Below are 14,274 nucleotides of genomic sequence, written 5' to 3'. Positions count from 1 at the left end.
CATGCCGGCCGGGGCTGCATACGCAAACAGCGGCCATCACGGACAGTCCGACATCGCGTTTTCACACGACCTCGGTCAGACCAGGAAATCCTCTACCTTTCGAGTACGTCTGGTATTCCCTTCTTGAGCGGACGTTGGGTCTGCTTCAGCTCAGTGCCATCAAGACACCTTCGCCCAATCGCTACGCACGGCGAAAGCGGATCGACACATGCCCAACGCAAAGCAACGCTGATAATCGTTCTGCGTTAGACTATGCGGCCAACGCGAAGGAGGATCATCATGCCAGTCGATTACCGCGCTGAGCTGAAGCGACCCTTGTCTCTGGTGCTGGCTGGCGCTGCCGTGTTGGGCTGGCTTCTGGCTCTCAGCATCTGGCTCTCCTCCTCTAGCCAGCTACAGGAGGCCCAAGCCGAAACGAGCCGCATGCAGCAGGCGCAGGTTGCCCTACAGCGACAGCTCGACGAGCAGCAGCGCGCCGGAGCAACGTTGGCGGATTTGCAGACCAGGATCGCAGGCACCGAGCAGCAGTTGTCCCGGATCACACAGGCCCGTGACCAAACCCAGGCCCAGCTCAATACTCTGCAGCAAACCACCCAGGCTTCGCAGAAGCAGCTCACCCAGGCAGCTCAATCTCGTGAGCAGCTCCAAACTCAGCTCGACACCCTGCAGCAGTCCCTCCAGGCAACGCAGCAGCAACTCACCCAAGTCTCGCAAGCGCGTGACCAGGCTCAGGCACAGCTCAGCGCCATCCTGCAGGACATCCAAGCTCAGCAGCAGCAACTGACGCAACTCACACAAGCCCGAACCGAGGTCCAGTCCCAGACCGCCGCTGCCCAGCAAAGCCTGCAGGCCAATGAGCAACGCACTGCCGAGCTGAGCCGCAGCATCACGGCGCTCTCACAGCGCCTGTCGGAACTCCAAAATCAGCTACCGCAGGCGGAGCAGCAGCTCCAGCAGGTGCGTGGGGAGCAGGCCTCCGCCCAGACGGACCTTTCCAACCTGCGGACCGAGCGAGAGCGTCTCACGAGGGAGCTGACTGAGATCCAGAACCAAGCCACCCGGCAACAGAACGATCTTCAAGCCCAGCTTGCTAAGGCAACGGACGACTTGGCTGCTCGAAACAGAGAGATAGCAGAGCTGGAAGGACGCCTTCAGGCAACCCGACAAGACCTCGCTGATGCGCAGGGTCGGCTTGCCGAGGCACGTCAGCAACTGTCTACGCCCTCCGCCACGGGAAACACACCCGGTACAGGTGCTGTATCAGGTACGGCACCTGTACCAACTGAGCCGCCACAGCCGTAACTCACCAGAGCGGACACAATGGCTGCTCTGGTTGCGAATGATTTAACCAAGCAATCGGATCTGGCGTGGTTGAATACCACCACAAGACAGCGAAATGGTTCGTTGCTTTCAGGCCGCTGGTCTGATTATCCTCGGCAGCACCAAGAGGTGACCGAGCCTCGGCATCTTGGCCGAGCCGACAACCGCTCGAACGGCTGCATCGAGCCACCAGGCAAATTGCGACCTTCTTTGAAACCTATGACCTCTTGCCCACGCCTACGCTGGTGAGCCCTCCTGTCAGGCACGGAGAACTTCGAGCCAAAGGGCTTGAGGCCACCTTACAGGGCTTAGAGCTGATTCCATTGGCAAGGAATCAGCTCTGTTCTTTGCTGGGCCGCATTTTTTGACGGTGAACCGGACCCGCTTCACCGAAAAATGCTGTAGCAGCTCGCCTGGAAGTCAGCCAGTACCTGCACTGCGGGCTTCTCCTCCGACAGGCAGCAGATCGCACTTTCAGGTTCATGCCGTTCTCACCCATCTGGAGCATGACCGCTCAGCCGGCTGCCGGCCTGCCGCTGCACTGGACCTCCAAGGGATTGCCGGTTGGCGTGCAGGCCATCGCGCGTTTTCGAGACGAGACCACACTCTTCTCCTTTGCGGCGCAAATGGAGCAGGCGCAGCGATGATCTCATCGCGTTCCGCCGATACTTGCAGCATCTCCCCGGCCTGGTCTCACCGTGGACGCATGATGTTTGCGTAAAGTCCGTTCACCGCGTGAGCGCGGACGTGTGGTCTACTTCGGCTTTGTGCCACTTCCGGGCCTTCATACAAGAATGCCAGGCTCAGCGTCGCATCGCGACGCTCTCAAGCGGGCAGCCGAGCAGGGCTAATCACGCGCCCGCAGTTCCATGATGGCTGCAACCAGGCCGGATCGGTATTTCTCACGCAGGAGCGCCATGACGCTGCTGGCTTCTTTTCTTCCGATTCTCCCAGTTAGGAAGCGGCTCAACCGACTTTGTCGTACCCGGCATCGATCAAGTGCCCGCTCCGCAAGCCGCTCTGCCGTCTGCTGGGATCGGAGCCGTTTCCTTACGAAGGAGGCGGCGCAAGCCTGCCATTGATCGTTGAGAACTCTCGCTTCCTCATAGGCGACAAGAGGATCGAACTCGTCGGCCTCGACGGGGGTACGAGCAATCAATGAGGCGACCAGACATCCAGCGGCCAATGCAATGCGCCAACCATTCACCCGCGTGCGTAGGGATGGACCGATGTCCAGACGCCCCAGTTCCTCGCATGATCGCATTCCGACAGCCATCACTGAGCTCCTTCCGGATATACACTCGGCGAGGAACGATGAAAAACTCGTTGCCTTATAGCTGGCACGCTCTGGCCGCAGCGGATGCAATAGGATCCATGGGAGACTTTCTTCGCGATGGAAAGGACAAGGGCGCCCATGCCTGTCAGGCAGAAGGACGGCGGAAGGAGTCGGCCGCCTGGAGTCTACTCGACGTGATCATCGCGGTGGAAGCCGAGATCAAGGTGATCCATTGCGGGTTGACGTCCATAGTCATTTCTCTCCCGTGCAGCGGACATAGGGCCAATCGTGGAGGACATCCGGGCTACAGCCTCGGACGTGAAAAGTGGATTTACACTTTTGGGTCCGATGCTTTCTCCTTCAATGAGAGCATCGTTGAGAGCGGAAAACCGGATCCACTTTTCGCTGACGCGGACCTTCGGTTCCGCACAATGGTCTAGTGGTGCCATTTCCCTCCGGCAGATTGCGGCCGTCTTGAACGAGCGACACATCAAGACTGCCCGGGGCAAGGACTGGACGGAAACTCGGGTGATGCGGGTGCTAGGGCAGGAAAAAGCCCCGTTGGGATCTGCCTGAACGGGGCTAAGTCGCGGAGGGTGGTCGGGGAGACCAGCGGGATAGAACCTCCGCACAAATATACCTCGGAACTGTGTGGGGGAGTTTCAAGAGGTCAGCGCTATGACGCTTCAGCGCCGTAGGACTACGGAAGCTCGGCCATCGCATTGCCGCAACTGGAGAATAGGTCTCCGTTCGTGTTCGTGCTATAATTGCGTTTGTTTGGAGGACTGCAACTGCCCTCCACTCCCCGCCTTGATCAGAGGAGGCGGATATGGCCTTCAAAGACTTGCTGCTATTGACCCGCGAAGGCGCCGAAGCCGGCAACTACCATGCATTGTGGCTGGCCAACCTGTGTAGCGCAAGATTGACTGTCGCTTCGCCTGCGGTCAGCCCCGCCCTGCCCCCCGTGGTCTCGGCGGAGATGCCAGGCGACATCCTTTCCCGCATTCGGGAAGACGTCGAGAATGCCGCGCGCAGAGCGCTTGATGCCTTCCAAGAGAGCGCCAAGCAGACGGATGTCACCGTGGAGACGCTGATGCTCGAGGCCCCGAGCGGAGACCTCGGCCGAGAGGTCAGTCGTCTCGCGCGGTATTTCGACGCCACCGTTCTCGAGCAACCGAACCCTGGGAGGCCCGACACCTCCGACCTTATCGAGCCTGTGCTCTTCGGGTCAGGGCGGCCAGCGTTGATCGTGCCTTACATCCATGTGCCCCCACAGCTTAGGACCGTGCTCGTCGCGTGGGACGAGGGGCGCCCAGCGGCCCGCGCCATCGCGGATGCCCTGCCGCTCCTCCAGACGGCCGACCGGGTAGAGGTTGTGACAGTGTCAAACTCACACTCGAGAGGGGGGTCGCACGCGTCAGCCGAAACTATGGCACGGCATCTGACTCGGCACGGGATCAAGGCTGAAGCAAAGACGCTTACGAGCGGGGATGTGGATATTGCCAACACCCTTGTATCCTATGCCGCGGACGAAAGCGCAGATTTGATCGTGATGGGCGCGTATGGCCATTCGCGGCTGCGGGAAATCGTGCTGGGCGGCACGACCCGAACCATCCTCGCGTCGATGACGGTCCCCGTGCTGATGGCGCATTGAACTTCGCGCCTCGTGCGGAACCGAAGGTCCGCGTCAGCGACCCGAAGGGCCACGCCCGTGACCCGAAGGGCCGCGTCAGCGAAAAGGGGATCCGGTTTCCGCCCCGAACGATGCTCTGCTTGAAAGAGGAAACACCGGACCCAAGAGTGCAATCCACTTTTGGGTCCGATGCTTTAGAAACGCTGGGGGAGCGGCCACCCAGCTTCGAAACTTCACCCTGCCCTTAAGTCCTCAAGCGGCCCAAGGGAATGCGAACCTCGCCGGATACCAATCAATAAAACAGATTTTATGTATCAAAGTACCCCGGATCATCTGCACGGGCTGACTGGTGCGCGTTCAAACACAGCAAGGCAAGGATGCATCTGGCTTCCGATCGTCTCACTGAACCTTCACAGGCCATGATCCTGCACCTGTCGCAGGACGGCGGCAAAGAATATTAGAGCGCATCCTTTCGTCGCTTACGCGACGAGAACCTCGAACCTTCGCCCACGGTCGGCAGAGATGACGGAACGCCCCTCAGGGAGGCTGGAGATCACCCCAAGAGAGTTAATCCAAGCGCGCCACTAGGATTATCCACCTTGCTACAGGGTTTGTTAAGGCGGCAGGAGTAAGATCGGGCTCTGACATCCCTTTGACTGGAGAGGGACCATGTCACGCGAACGTCAAGCTCAGTGGAGTCATCGGCTTGAGCGCCTGCGCGCCCTGAGAGAGCGCTTTACGGCGGCCCACCGTTACGACCGTGCCTACGAGGCCTATCTCACCATCCAACACCTCTATGACCGCTGGGCGGATGAGGTGTTCTACTCGCAGAGGTAGCCCTGCCGCCGGCTGGCAGCGCAGGTCAGGACTGCTTAGGAGCCCCAGTTAGGGTCGCGTGCCCAACGACAACTCCTTCTCGAGGCTATCAGGCGAGGCTGAGCCGCCTCTCAAAGAGGCACCTCTCGGAAGATCAGGCGTTCTTCCCATTTGACGGCTTGGTCTGCATGACCCACCCTGTAGCAATAGCCATGAGGGTCCCATGACCACCCCGAAACGGGAAAGGATCGCCAGCACCATCATTCTGCCCGCCGAGCGCATCGCGCAGTTGCGCACCTTCGCCGAGGCCGAAGGCATCACGATCACCGAATTGATCGAGCGCTGGATCAACGCCGAAATCGCCGCCGAACGCCTCCCTGATATTCTCCCTAACTTTGAAGTCACCGCCGTCGAGGGCCGCGTCTGGTTCACCGTGAAGGACTTCAGCTTTCCGACCATGACTCCCGTACAGGCCGAGCAGATTGCCGACGCGCTGCTTGAGATCGCCGAGGCGAAGGACACCGTCGGCAAGAAGGCCATGTTTGGAACCGGTGAGGACGAAATCAGCCTCAAGGTCGCGCGCAAGCGACGTGGCGTCCTGATCAGCGGCGAGGATGTCCAGACCAAGCGCGCCGTGAAGGCGAGCCTAACGCCCGGTATGGCCCGCGACTTGGCGCGCATCATCCGGAATGAAGCGGCAAAAGCAGCCAAGTACTACGCAGAAGAAGAATAAAAGCCGTCCGACATTGCAAATGTCGGACGGCCAATGGAGCTCTGAACAAGTTAGAGATCTGCCGCTTCGCCCGCGCGATCGCCTCCAGCGCTTGGCCATCCCGGATACGCGTAAGCGCGATGCAAAGCTCGCTCACCATCAAACGAGCTGCATTCCTATCAGCCTGGAGCTCCGGTTTTCAATTCGCATCCCTGAGCCGGGCAAACAACATCAGACAACACTCGTCACGCTGCCCCTCCCTCAGGTGAGATTGGATATGTCGCCTCCGGCTTCTCCAGCTCGGACACAAGGAAGCTGATGAAATCCATAGTTGTCTGAGTCAAGGTTCGACCGAGCATAGTCTGGATTTGGAGATTTCGTTCAAGAAATCTGGCCTCGTTGAAGGGAACGATGGCGACATGTCCGTCTCTCACAGCCATCCGGACGGAGATGTAGGCTGAAAAGGTCACGGCAGCGCCGAGCCTGCAGAGGGTCAGAAGGCTCGCGATGTTCGTTGAGGTTGCAACGGGCTCGAGCGAAACACCTTTGCTGGCGCAATACATGTCGAGCACCTGCCTGATCGTCGCCGCATCATCGAGAATAGCGATCGGATATTTGAGCAGTTCGGAGATCTCTACCCTCCCCCGCCTGATCAAAGGATGGTTCGTGCTCGCAATGGCATAGGATGGCATCGCCTGCTGCCACTGAATCTTCACCCCTCCTTCCGGTTTCACGGAAAATGTGACGCCGACATCCACCTCTCCCTCCTGAACGGCCTTGACCACGCCAGCGGGTGGGAAAACCTTGATATTGAAGAGGAGGTGCGGCCGGTCGAGCCGGAAGGCATGGATCATCTCCGGAATGAAGCTGACGGCGAGCCCCTCGGTAATCCCGAGCCGGATCAGACCGCGACCGGCACTGCTGAGTTCCCGGATCTCATTGACGATCTGATCGCTCTCGAGAGCAGTCCTTTGAGCATAGGACGCCAGCAGCCGTCCGGCTTGTGTGAGGACCATGCCGCGAGAGCGTCGCTCGAACAGGGAAGCCCCTAACTCGTCCTCAAGCTTCGCGACTTGTCGGCTGACGGCTGAAGCCGCGACCCTCAATCGATCGGCCGCCGCATTCACCGAGCCTGTTCGCGCCACTTCCAGAAAGTAGCGCAAGGCGGATTGGTTCATTCAGACACCCCGTTGCCGTAAAGGCAACGATCCTTTCGAATCATTCTTATGGAAGCAAGAGGAAAGTCTTGGCAAGTTTGGAAAGCTTCCAGCGTAGAGGCCTAACGAATCGCGACGCCGGCTGGACAGTTTTTGAAACAAAACAACAATATAGCTCCAGAGGACTGACAATGACCCTTCTTCGAAAGGCTGCCGCTTTAAGCCTTGCCTCTACGGCGCTGCTGACCAGCGTGTTCGTAAGCGTTGCCTTCGCAGGCAAGGCCGACGACACCATTCATTTCGCCTATGATCAGGCTCCGGAGAGCGTCGATCCGTTCTTCAACAACGTTCGCATCGGCGTCATCATCGGCCAGCACGTTTGGGATACGCTCGTTTACCGAGACCCCAACACCAACGAATACAAGGGCCAGCTTGCGACGGCCTGGCGCCAGATCGATGATCGCACGCTTGAGTTCGATCTGCGCCAAGGCGTGAAATTCCACAATGGCGAGGAGTTCGATGCGGACGATGTCGTCTACACGATGAACTTCATCGCCAAGCCCGAGAACAAGATCGTCACCCAGGCTAATGTCAGCTGGATCGAGAAGGCCGAGAAGCTGGATAAGTACAAGGTCCGCATCACGACCAAGCAGGTTTTCCCGGCCGCCATCGAATATCTCGCGGGACCGGTGGTGATCCATCCGAACGAGTATTACGAGAAGGTCGGTCCGAAAGGACAAAACGACAAGCCGATCGGCTCAGGCCCCTACAAGGTAACGAAGTACGTACCGGGCAAGTCGATCACCCTTGAGAAGAACCCCGACTACTTCAAGAGCTCCCCGAAGCCGCAGCCGAAAATCGCGAAGATCGATATCCGCTTCATTCCGGATCGTCAGACGCAAATGGCGGAAGCCATTTCCGGCGGCGTCGACTTCATCATGCATGTGCCGAAGGATCAGGCGGAGCAGCTCGAGGCCGTTCCGACCCTCCAGGTTGTTTCTGGCGAGACCATGCGCATCGTGTTCATGCAGATGAACACCCTCGAGGGGACGCCGAATCCGGCTCTCAAGGATGAGCGGGTGCGCAAGGCCATCATCCATGCCATCGACCGTGATGGCATGGTGAAGTCCATTGTCGGCGCAGGCTCACGTGTCCTCAACACCATCTGCTTCCCGTCGCAGTTCGGCTGTACCGATGAGGGAGCACCGCGCTATGCCTACGACCCAGCCAAGGCGAAGCAGCTTCTGGCCGAGGCGGGCTACCCCAACGGGCTTGAGCTCGATATCGTGGCCTACCGTGAGCGCAACCAGACCGAAGCGCTGATCGGCTATCTTCAGGCTGTCGGCATCAAAACCAATCTGCGGTTCCTGCAATATGCCGCTATGCGCGAGATCGTCGCCGGCGGCAAGGCCATGCTGACGCACCAGACCTGGGGCTCGTTCTCCGTAAATGACGTCTCCGCCGCGACGTCGAACTATTTCGCCTTCCGTTCGGAGGACATCACCCGCGATCCGCAGGTGCGCGATCTCCTGACCAAGGGCGACACTTCGGTCGACCCACAGGTCCGCAAGACCTCCTATCGTGAGGCCCTGAAGATCATTGCTGACAAGGCCTATGCGGTGCCGTTGTACTCGCTGCCGGTCTATTACGTCGCCACGTCAGATCTGTCCTTCAAGGCTTATCCTGACGAGATGCCGCGGTTCTGGGAAATGTCCTGGAAGTAAGCGATCGATCTTGATGGAACGGCCTGCGAAGGGCCGTTCCACACGGAACATCCTCTTGGCCACAGGCGAGCGTTTTTGTTGCGGTGAAACGCGCCATGCGCGCCTGCGCGAAGCCATTCCAAAGTTCCGGCTGTCGTTTCGCGGTCTGGATAAGCGAGCGGCCTATCATTCGAGCAACACGGAGCAATGCCGTGATCGGCTATATTCTCAAACGTTTGGGCTTGGCGCTTCTCGTCGCGCTTGCTGTATCGGCAATCGCCTTCTTTCTCCTGCGCCTTTCAGGTGACATCGCAATAGCCATCGCCGGTGAGGGTGCGCGGGAAGAAGACCTTGCCATCATCCGCCAGACCTATGGCCTCGATCGGCCTCTGTTGGTCCAATATGCCGACTGGCTATGGCAGACCCTGAGGGGTGATTTCGGCACATCGATCTATTTCAAGACCGACGTCAGCAAGCTCGTTCTCGACAAGCTGCCGACAACGATCCTCCTCGGCATCCTGGCGCTTGGATTCGCGCTGCTGATCTCGATCCCTCTCGGCGTGTTGGCGGCGGTCTATACGAATACCTGGATCGACCGGCTGGCGCTTGCCATCGCGGTGATCGGACAGGCGCTGCCGAACTTCTTCTTCGCACTGATCCTGGTGATGATCTTCTCGATCACGCTGCGGTGGCTTCCGGTTTCCGGTTCGGCCACATGGCTGCATTTCATCATGCCGACCATTGCCCTTGGATATTACGTGGCTCCCGCTTTCATGCGTCTGATCCGGGCTGGCATGATCGAAGTGCTTTCCGCAGATTACATCCGCACCGCACGCGCGAAGGGGCTGCCTGCAGGAAAGATCGTCTTCAAGCACGCACTGCGCAACGCCGTGGTGCCTGTGGTGGCGCTGACGGCCGTGCAGCTCGGGTTTCTCCTCGGCGGCTCCGTCGTGATCGAGACCATCTTCGCTCTCGATGGGCTCGGCTATCTCGCCTACCAGAGCATCACCTACAAGGACTTCCCGGTGATGCAGATCATCGTTCTGCTCCTGTCGGTGGTCTACGTGCTTCTGACGCTTGCCTCCGACATTGCCAACGCGTGGCTCGATCCGCGCATCCGGGTGGCCTGACATGACCGATCTCGCTCTCTCCATTCCCAATGTTCCCGAGCCCTCTCCCACCATGCGGCTTGTTCGCCGCTTTCTGGGCCAAAAGGCTTTCGTCATCGGCGCTGGCATCCTCGCTGTGATCGTCGCACTGGCGCTCCTGGCTCCGCTGATTGCTCCGCACGACCCTTATGCCCAGAATCTTGCTCTGCGTAATGTGCCGCCCGTCTGGTACCAGAAGGGATCCTGGCTGCATCCGCTCGGCACCGATCAATTAGGCCGCGATTATCTGTCCCGTATTCTCTATGGTGCCCGCATCTCACTTCTGATTGGCGTGAGCGTCGTGCTCATCTCCGGCGTAATCGGCACGACAATGGGCCTTCTCGCGGGCTATTTCGGCGGCAAGGTCGATCTAGCCGTGACCTTCCTGGTCACGACCCGGCTGTCCATGCCGGTCATTCTGGTGGCGCTCGCCGTCGTGGCCATGGTCGGCGGCTCCCTGTGGATCGTGATCCTCGTGCTCGGCCTCCTCAAATGGGACCGCTTCGCCGTGGTGATGCGAAGCGCGACGCAACAGGTTCGCTCTCTAGACTATGTGGCGGCTGCGGAAGCCGCAGGGGCGTCGACCACTCGCATCATCGTGCGGGAGGTGCTGCCCAACATCGTCCCGCATCTGATTGTCGTCGCGACCCTGGAGGCGGCGAGCGCCATTCTGCTCGAAGCAGCGCTCTCCTTCTTGGGTCTCGGCGTTCAGCCTCCCCTACCCTCGTGGGGTCTCATGATCTCCGAGGCAAAGGCCTACATGTTCTTCTCGTTCTGGCTCATCGCCATTCCCGGATCGGCGCTCGCGCTGCTGATCTTTGCCATCAATCTCGCGGGCGACGGCCTGCGCGACGTGATCTCACCGGAAGGACGGGCCTAACCCATGAACGACACGATCCTTGAGGTCGACGGCCTGAACGTCGACATCTCCACTCCCCGCGGCATCTTGCATGCGGTCCGCGACATCTCCTTCTCCGTCAAGCGCGGCGAGACGCTCTGTCTCGTGGGAGAATCCGGGTGCGGAAAATCCATGACGTCCCTGGCGATCATGGACCTCCTGCCAAAGGCCGCGAAGCGCAATGCGCGCCGCCTTGCCTTTGCAGGAGAGGATCTTTCCAAGGCATCCAAGCGGCAGATCAATGGCTTACGCGGCAACCGCATGGCGATGATCTTCCAGGAGCCGATGACTGCCCTTAACCCCGCCTACACCATCGGCAATCAACTCGTTGAGGCGTATCGCCAGCACAAAAACGCGAGCGATGCGGAGGCCCGCGAGCGCGCCGTTTTCCTGCTCGGCAAGGTCGGCATCGCGTCAGCGGCCGAGCGCCTTGGTCAATATCCGCACCAGCTCTCCGGCGGCCTGCGCCAGCGCGTCATGATCGCCATGGCGCTGATGTGCGGACCTGAACTCCTGATCGCCGACGAGCCCACCACCGCTCTCGACGTGACGATCCAAGCCCAGATCCTGCGCCTTCTGGCGGATCTGCAGCGCGAACTCGGCATCGCAATGCTCTTGATCACCCATGATCTCGGTATCGTGGCCCGGATCGCGGATCGCGTTGCTGTCATGTATGCGGGCCAGGTCGTCGAGGAAGGGCCGACCGCGTCGCTATTCCGAAACCCGCAGCATCCCTACACGCAGGGGCTGATCGACTGCATTCCCGTACCGGGACGCACGGTGCCGGGCGGTCGACTGGGCGTCATTCCCGGCGTGGTGCCTTCGCTTGTCGGCGACATTCGCGGCTGCAGCTTCCGCGACCGTTGCAGCCGGACCCAGTCCATCTGCACCCAAGCACCACCGGTCCATGAAACCAAGAATGGCCAGAGGTGGCGCTGCATTCTGGAGAACGCAGCATGACGGCGCTTCTTGAAGCTCAAGGCCTCACCCGCTCCTTCGGCGTCAGCCAGGGGATGTTCAAGGCACGGCGCACATTGCACGCCGTCAACGGCATCAACCTGGATATCCGCAAAGGCGAAGTGCTCGGCATCGTGGGGGAGTCGGGCTGCGGAAAATCCACCCTCGCCCGCATGCTGCTCGGCCTCCTGCCACCGACGGCGGGCCAGATCACCCTCGACGGCCAGGACATCAACTCACTTGGCCGCAAAGGCATGGCGCGGCGCGTGCAGCCGGTCTTCCAGGACCCCTATTCCTCGCTCAATCCCCGCCGCACCGTCGCGTCCATCGTGTCCCTGCCGCTTGAAGTCCACGGCATCGGCAACGCAGCCGAACGGCGTAAGCGGACCCTCGACATTCTCGACAAGGTCGGCCTGCCCCAGCGCTTCGCCGACCGTTACCCGCGCGAATTGTCGGGCGGCCAGCGCCAGCGCGTGGCGATTGCCCGGGCGCTCGTGATGAATCCGGAAATCGTGGTGTGCGATGAGCCAACCTCCGCCCTCGACGTCTCGGTTCAGTCGCAGATTTTGAATCTGCTGATGGATCTTCGGCGGGAGCTCGGCCTCACCTACGTGTTCATCAGCCACAACCTTGCCGTGGTCGAGCACATCGCCACCCGTGTGGCCGTCATGTATCTCGGCCGCGTGGTGGAACTCGCCGAAACGGAAGCCCTCTTCAAGGCGCCGCGCCATCCCTACACCAAGGCTCTGCTGACCTCGGTCCTGACGCCCGAACCCGGCGCTGGCATTCCGGAGACGGGACTTGGGCTCGCCTTCCCGGATCCTCTCAATCCGCCGCCCGGATGCCCGTTCCATCCGCGCTGCCCCGAGCGGCTAGCCCAATGCAGCACGACCGTGCCCCGGTTCACGCAGCACGGCCGCGACGCCGTGGCCTGCCATCTTCACGATCCTGAACTGAGCGCATCCGTTCCGCAGAACGTGGTGCCGCTCCAGGCCCATTCCGCTCTCCTCCAGCAAAGGGAAAACTCGTAAATGTCTCGCGAAGCGGCCATTGCAAAGGCTGAAGCCTATTTCGAGTCCGGGGCACTTAAGGCCGATCTTGCGCGCCTGATCGCCATGCCAACCGAAAGTCAAAATCCGGATCGCGCCGAAGTGCTCACGGCTTATATCGAGAGCGAGATGCGCCCGCTCCTGGAAAGCCTTGGCTTCACGTGCAAGACCTTGCACCACCCCAAGGCCAAGGGGCCGTTCCTTTTCGCGGAACGGATCGAAGACCCAGCTCTGCCGACCGTTCTCGGCTATGGGCACGGCGACGTCATCCGCGGGCTCGACAAGGATTGGAGCGACGGGCTCTCCCCCTGGACTCTCACGGAAATCGGCGACCGCTGGTATGGTCGCGGCGTGGTGGACAACAAGGGTCAACACGTCATCAATATCGCGGGCTTGAAGGCCGTACTCCAGACACGCGGCAAACTCGGGTTCAATGCGAAATACCTCATCGAAATGGGTGAGGAGATGGGCTCCCCGGGCCTGCGAGAGTTGTGCGAGGAACAGAAAGAGCTCCTGCAGGCGGATGTGCTCATCGCGTCCGACGGCCCTCGCCTCAACGCGGAGCGGCCGACGATCTTCCTCGGCTCGCGCGGCGGCGTGACTTTCGACATGTCGATCAACGCCCGTGACGGCGGCCATCATTCCGGCAATTGGGGCGGCCTGCTGTCGGATCCGGCGATTCAGCTCGCCCATGCGATTGCGACGATTGCTTCCCCGACCGGCCAGATACGCATTCATGAATGGGTGCCCAAGGAGGTTCCGGCCTCGGTCCGCCGCGTGCTGGCCGATTGCGAGGTCGATGGTGGGCCCAACGGCCCCACCATCGATCCGGAATGGGGTGAGCCCGGCCTGACATCGGCCGAGCAGGTTTTCGGCTGGTGCTCGTTCGACGTGTTGGCCATGAAGTCCGGCAACCCCGAAACCCCCGTGAATGCTGTTCCGCCGAGCGCCTGGGCCCGCTGCCAGTTGCGCTTCGTGGTTGGCGTCGACCCGGACGAGGTTCTTCCGGCCCTGCGCCGCCATCTCGACCGGAACGGCTTCACCATGGTCGAGATCGCCAAGAGCCGTGACGAGATCTTCCATGCCACCCGGCTCGATCCGGAGGATCCATGGGTGCACTGGGCCGTGAACTCGCTCGCCAAGACGACCGGCAAAAAGCCGGCCATTCTGCCCAATCTCGGCGGCTCCCTGCCCAACGACATCTTTTCGGAGATCCTGGAACTGCGGACAATCTGGGTGCCTCATTCCTATCCCGGCTGCTCCCAACATGCTCCAAACGAACATCTGCCGGTTGCCATCGCCCGCGAGGCGCTCGCCATGATGGCAGGGCTCTATTGGGATCTCGGCACCGGAGATATCCCGCCGCTCGCCAAGGCCTAGCGCATCGTGCGGAACCGAAGGTCCGCGTCAGCGAAAAGGGGACCCGGTTATTCGCTAGCGCGGCCCTTCGGGTCGCATCCAACGATGCGCTGCTTGAGAGAGGGAGCCTCGGACCCAAAAGTGCAAGTCCACTTTTCACGTCCGAGGCACTAAGAGTGCCTAACAAAACCGGGGTGAGCGCGTTGGTTTGGCATGGCCAAACCTCTTGTTTCTGATGCTCTCTGG

The 14,274-nt window shown here is 60.5% G+C and carries 15 protein-coding genes; 13 read left to right on the top strand and 2 right to left on the bottom strand.

Going from position 1 to position 14,274, the window contains the following annotated elements; genetic code table 11:
- The 3 genes from DC522_RS35530 to DC522_RS36525 form a co-directional block, all read left to right on the top strand.
- Nucleotides 1-302 (top strand): hypothetical protein (locus DC522_RS35530; RefSeq protein WP_205769840.1); only part of this gene is annotated, 302 nt, incomplete at its 5' end.
- Entirely contained in the window at nucleotides 280-1,302 is a 1,023-nt protein-coding gene (locus tag DC522_RS29765) for a hypothetical protein (protein ID WP_116532112.1), read from the top strand. The genes DC522_RS35530 and DC522_RS29765, both read left to right, overlap by 23 nt.
- Before the next feature lie 524 nt (nucleotides 1,303-1,826).
- Nucleotides 1,827-1,967: an amidase family protein gene (locus DC522_RS36525; RefSeq protein ID WP_245444687.1), complete on the top strand. Its 141-nt coding sequence runs from the start codon at nucleotides 1,827-1,829 to the stop codon at nucleotides 1,965-1,967.
- Nucleotides 1,968-2,167: 200 nt separating this feature from the next.
- Here DC522_RS36525 and DC522_RS34435 read toward each other — a convergent pair whose 3' ends face one another.
- Complete coding sequence (locus DC522_RS34435) at nucleotides 2,168-2,596, bottom strand: hypothetical protein (protein ID WP_133239407.1); 429 nt, start codon at nucleotides 2,594-2,596, stop codon at nucleotides 2,168-2,170.
- Between the two features lie 348 nt (nucleotides 2,597-2,944).
- On the opposite strand from DC522_RS34435, the gene DC522_RS29750 reads away from it, so the two are divergent.
- The 4 genes from DC522_RS29750 (at nucleotide 2,945) to DC522_RS29740 (ending at nucleotide 5,778) form a co-directional block, all read left to right on the top strand.
- Nucleotides 2,945-3,172: a recombinase family protein gene (locus tag DC522_RS29750; RefSeq protein ID WP_116532110.1), complete on the top strand. Its 228-nt coding sequence runs from the start codon at nucleotides 2,945-2,947 to the stop codon at nucleotides 3,170-3,172.
- A gap of 253 nt (nucleotides 3,173-3,425) precedes the next feature.
- Nucleotides 3,426-4,250, top strand: a complete 825-nt coding sequence (locus DC522_RS29745) for a universal stress protein (protein WP_116532109.1) — start codon at nucleotides 3,426-3,428, stop codon at nucleotides 4,248-4,250.
- A 648-nt stretch (nucleotides 4,251-4,898) separates the two neighbouring features.
- Nucleotides 4,899-5,066, top strand: coding sequence for a hypothetical protein (locus DC522_RS35160; RefSeq protein ID WP_165820376.1), 168 nt, complete (start codon nucleotides 4,899-4,901; stop codon nucleotides 5,064-5,066).
- Between the two features lie 202 nt (nucleotides 5,067-5,268).
- Nucleotides 5,269-5,778, top strand: a complete 510-nt coding sequence (locus tag DC522_RS29740) for a hypothetical protein (protein WP_116532108.1) — start codon at nucleotides 5,269-5,271, stop codon at nucleotides 5,776-5,778.
- A gap of 224 nt (nucleotides 5,779-6,002) precedes the next feature.
- Here DC522_RS29740 and DC522_RS29735 read toward each other — a convergent pair whose 3' ends face one another.
- Complete coding sequence (locus DC522_RS29735) at nucleotides 6,003-6,935, bottom strand: LysR family transcriptional regulator (protein WP_116532107.1); 933 nt, start codon at nucleotides 6,933-6,935, stop codon at nucleotides 6,003-6,005.
- 170 nt (nucleotides 6,936-7,105) lie between these two features.
- On the opposite strand from DC522_RS29735, the gene DC522_RS29730 reads away from it, so the two are divergent.
- The 6 genes from DC522_RS29730 to DC522_RS29705 all read left to right on the top strand — a co-directional run bounded on the left by DC522_RS29730 (nucleotide 7,106) and on the right by DC522_RS29705 (nucleotide 14,049).
- On the top strand, nucleotides 7,106-8,638 hold the full coding sequence (locus DC522_RS29730) for an ABC transporter substrate-binding protein (protein ID WP_116532106.1): 1,533 nt from the start codon (nucleotides 7,106-7,108) through the stop codon (nucleotides 8,636-8,638).
- Between the two features lie 191 nt (nucleotides 8,639-8,829).
- Complete coding sequence (locus DC522_RS29725) at nucleotides 8,830-9,747, top strand: ABC transporter permease (RefSeq protein ID WP_116532105.1); 918 nt, start codon at nucleotides 8,830-8,832, stop codon at nucleotides 9,745-9,747.
- Nucleotide 9,748: 1 nt separating this feature from the next.
- On the top strand, nucleotides 9,749-10,645 hold the full coding sequence (locus DC522_RS29720) for an ABC transporter permease (RefSeq protein WP_116532104.1): 897 nt from the start codon (nucleotides 9,749-9,751) through the stop codon (nucleotides 10,643-10,645).
- 3 nt (nucleotides 10,646-10,648) lie between these two features.
- Complete coding sequence (locus DC522_RS29715) at nucleotides 10,649-11,623, top strand: ABC transporter ATP-binding protein (protein WP_116532103.1); 975 nt, start codon at nucleotides 10,649-10,651, stop codon at nucleotides 11,621-11,623.
- Complete coding sequence (locus DC522_RS29710) at nucleotides 11,620-12,651, top strand: ABC transporter ATP-binding protein (RefSeq protein ID WP_116532102.1); 1,032 nt, start codon at nucleotides 11,620-11,622, stop codon at nucleotides 12,649-12,651. Before DC522_RS29715 ends, DC522_RS29710 begins: the two co-directional genes overlap by 4 nt.
- The gene (locus DC522_RS29705) at nucleotides 12,652-14,049 is read left to right on the top strand and encodes a M20 family metallopeptidase (RefSeq protein WP_116532101.1); all 1,398 of its coding nucleotides are present in this window, start codon (nucleotides 12,652-12,654) and stop codon (nucleotides 14,047-14,049) included. It begins immediately after the preceding gene.
- Nucleotides 14,050-14,274 lie beyond the last annotated feature (225 nt).

Source organism: Microvirga sp. KLBC 81 (assembly GCF_003075415.1).
GTDB lineage: Bacteria > Pseudomonadota > Alphaproteobacteria > Rhizobiales > Beijerinckiaceae > Microvirga.
This window is presented reverse-complemented; position numbering and strand designations above follow the sequence as displayed.

Coding starts and splice junctions, on each gene's coding strand:
- DC522_RS29765 (WP_116532112.1), top strand. CDS start 280: ATGCCAGTCGATTACCGCGCTGAGCTGAAGCGACCCTTGTCTCTGGTG.
- DC522_RS36525 (WP_245444687.1), top strand. CDS start 1,827: ATGACCGCTCAGCCGGCTGCCGGCCTGCCGCTGCACTGGACCTCCAAG.
- DC522_RS34435 (WP_133239407.1), bottom strand. CDS start 2,596: ATGGCTGTCGGAATGCGATCATGCGAGGAACTGGGGCGTCTGGACATC.
- DC522_RS29750 (WP_116532110.1), top strand. CDS start 2,945: ATGCTTTCTCCTTCAATGAGAGCATCGTTGAGAGCGGAAAACCGGATC.
- DC522_RS29745 (WP_116532109.1), top strand. CDS start 3,426: ATGGCCTTCAAAGACTTGCTGCTATTGACCCGCGAAGGCGCCGAAGCC.
- DC522_RS35160 (WP_165820376.1), top strand. CDS start 4,899: ATGTCACGCGAACGTCAAGCTCAGTGGAGTCATCGGCTTGAGCGCCTG.
- DC522_RS29740 (WP_116532108.1), top strand. CDS start 5,269: ATGACCACCCCGAAACGGGAAAGGATCGCCAGCACCATCATTCTGCCC.
- DC522_RS29735 (WP_116532107.1), bottom strand. CDS start 6,935: ATGAACCAATCCGCCTTGCGCTACTTTCTGGAAGTGGCGCGAACAGGC.
- DC522_RS29730 (WP_116532106.1), top strand. CDS start 7,106: ATGACCCTTCTTCGAAAGGCTGCCGCTTTAAGCCTTGCCTCTACGGCG.
- DC522_RS29720 (WP_116532104.1), top strand. CDS start 9,749: ATGACCGATCTCGCTCTCTCCATTCCCAATGTTCCCGAGCCCTCTCCC.
- DC522_RS29715 (WP_116532103.1), top strand. CDS start 10,649: ATGAACGACACGATCCTTGAGGTCGACGGCCTGAACGTCGACATCTCC.
- DC522_RS29710 (WP_116532102.1), top strand. CDS start 11,620: ATGACGGCGCTTCTTGAAGCTCAAGGCCTCACCCGCTCCTTCGGCGTC.
- DC522_RS29705 (WP_116532101.1), top strand. CDS start 12,652: ATGTCTCGCGAAGCGGCCATTGCAAAGGCTGAAGCCTATTTCGAGTCC.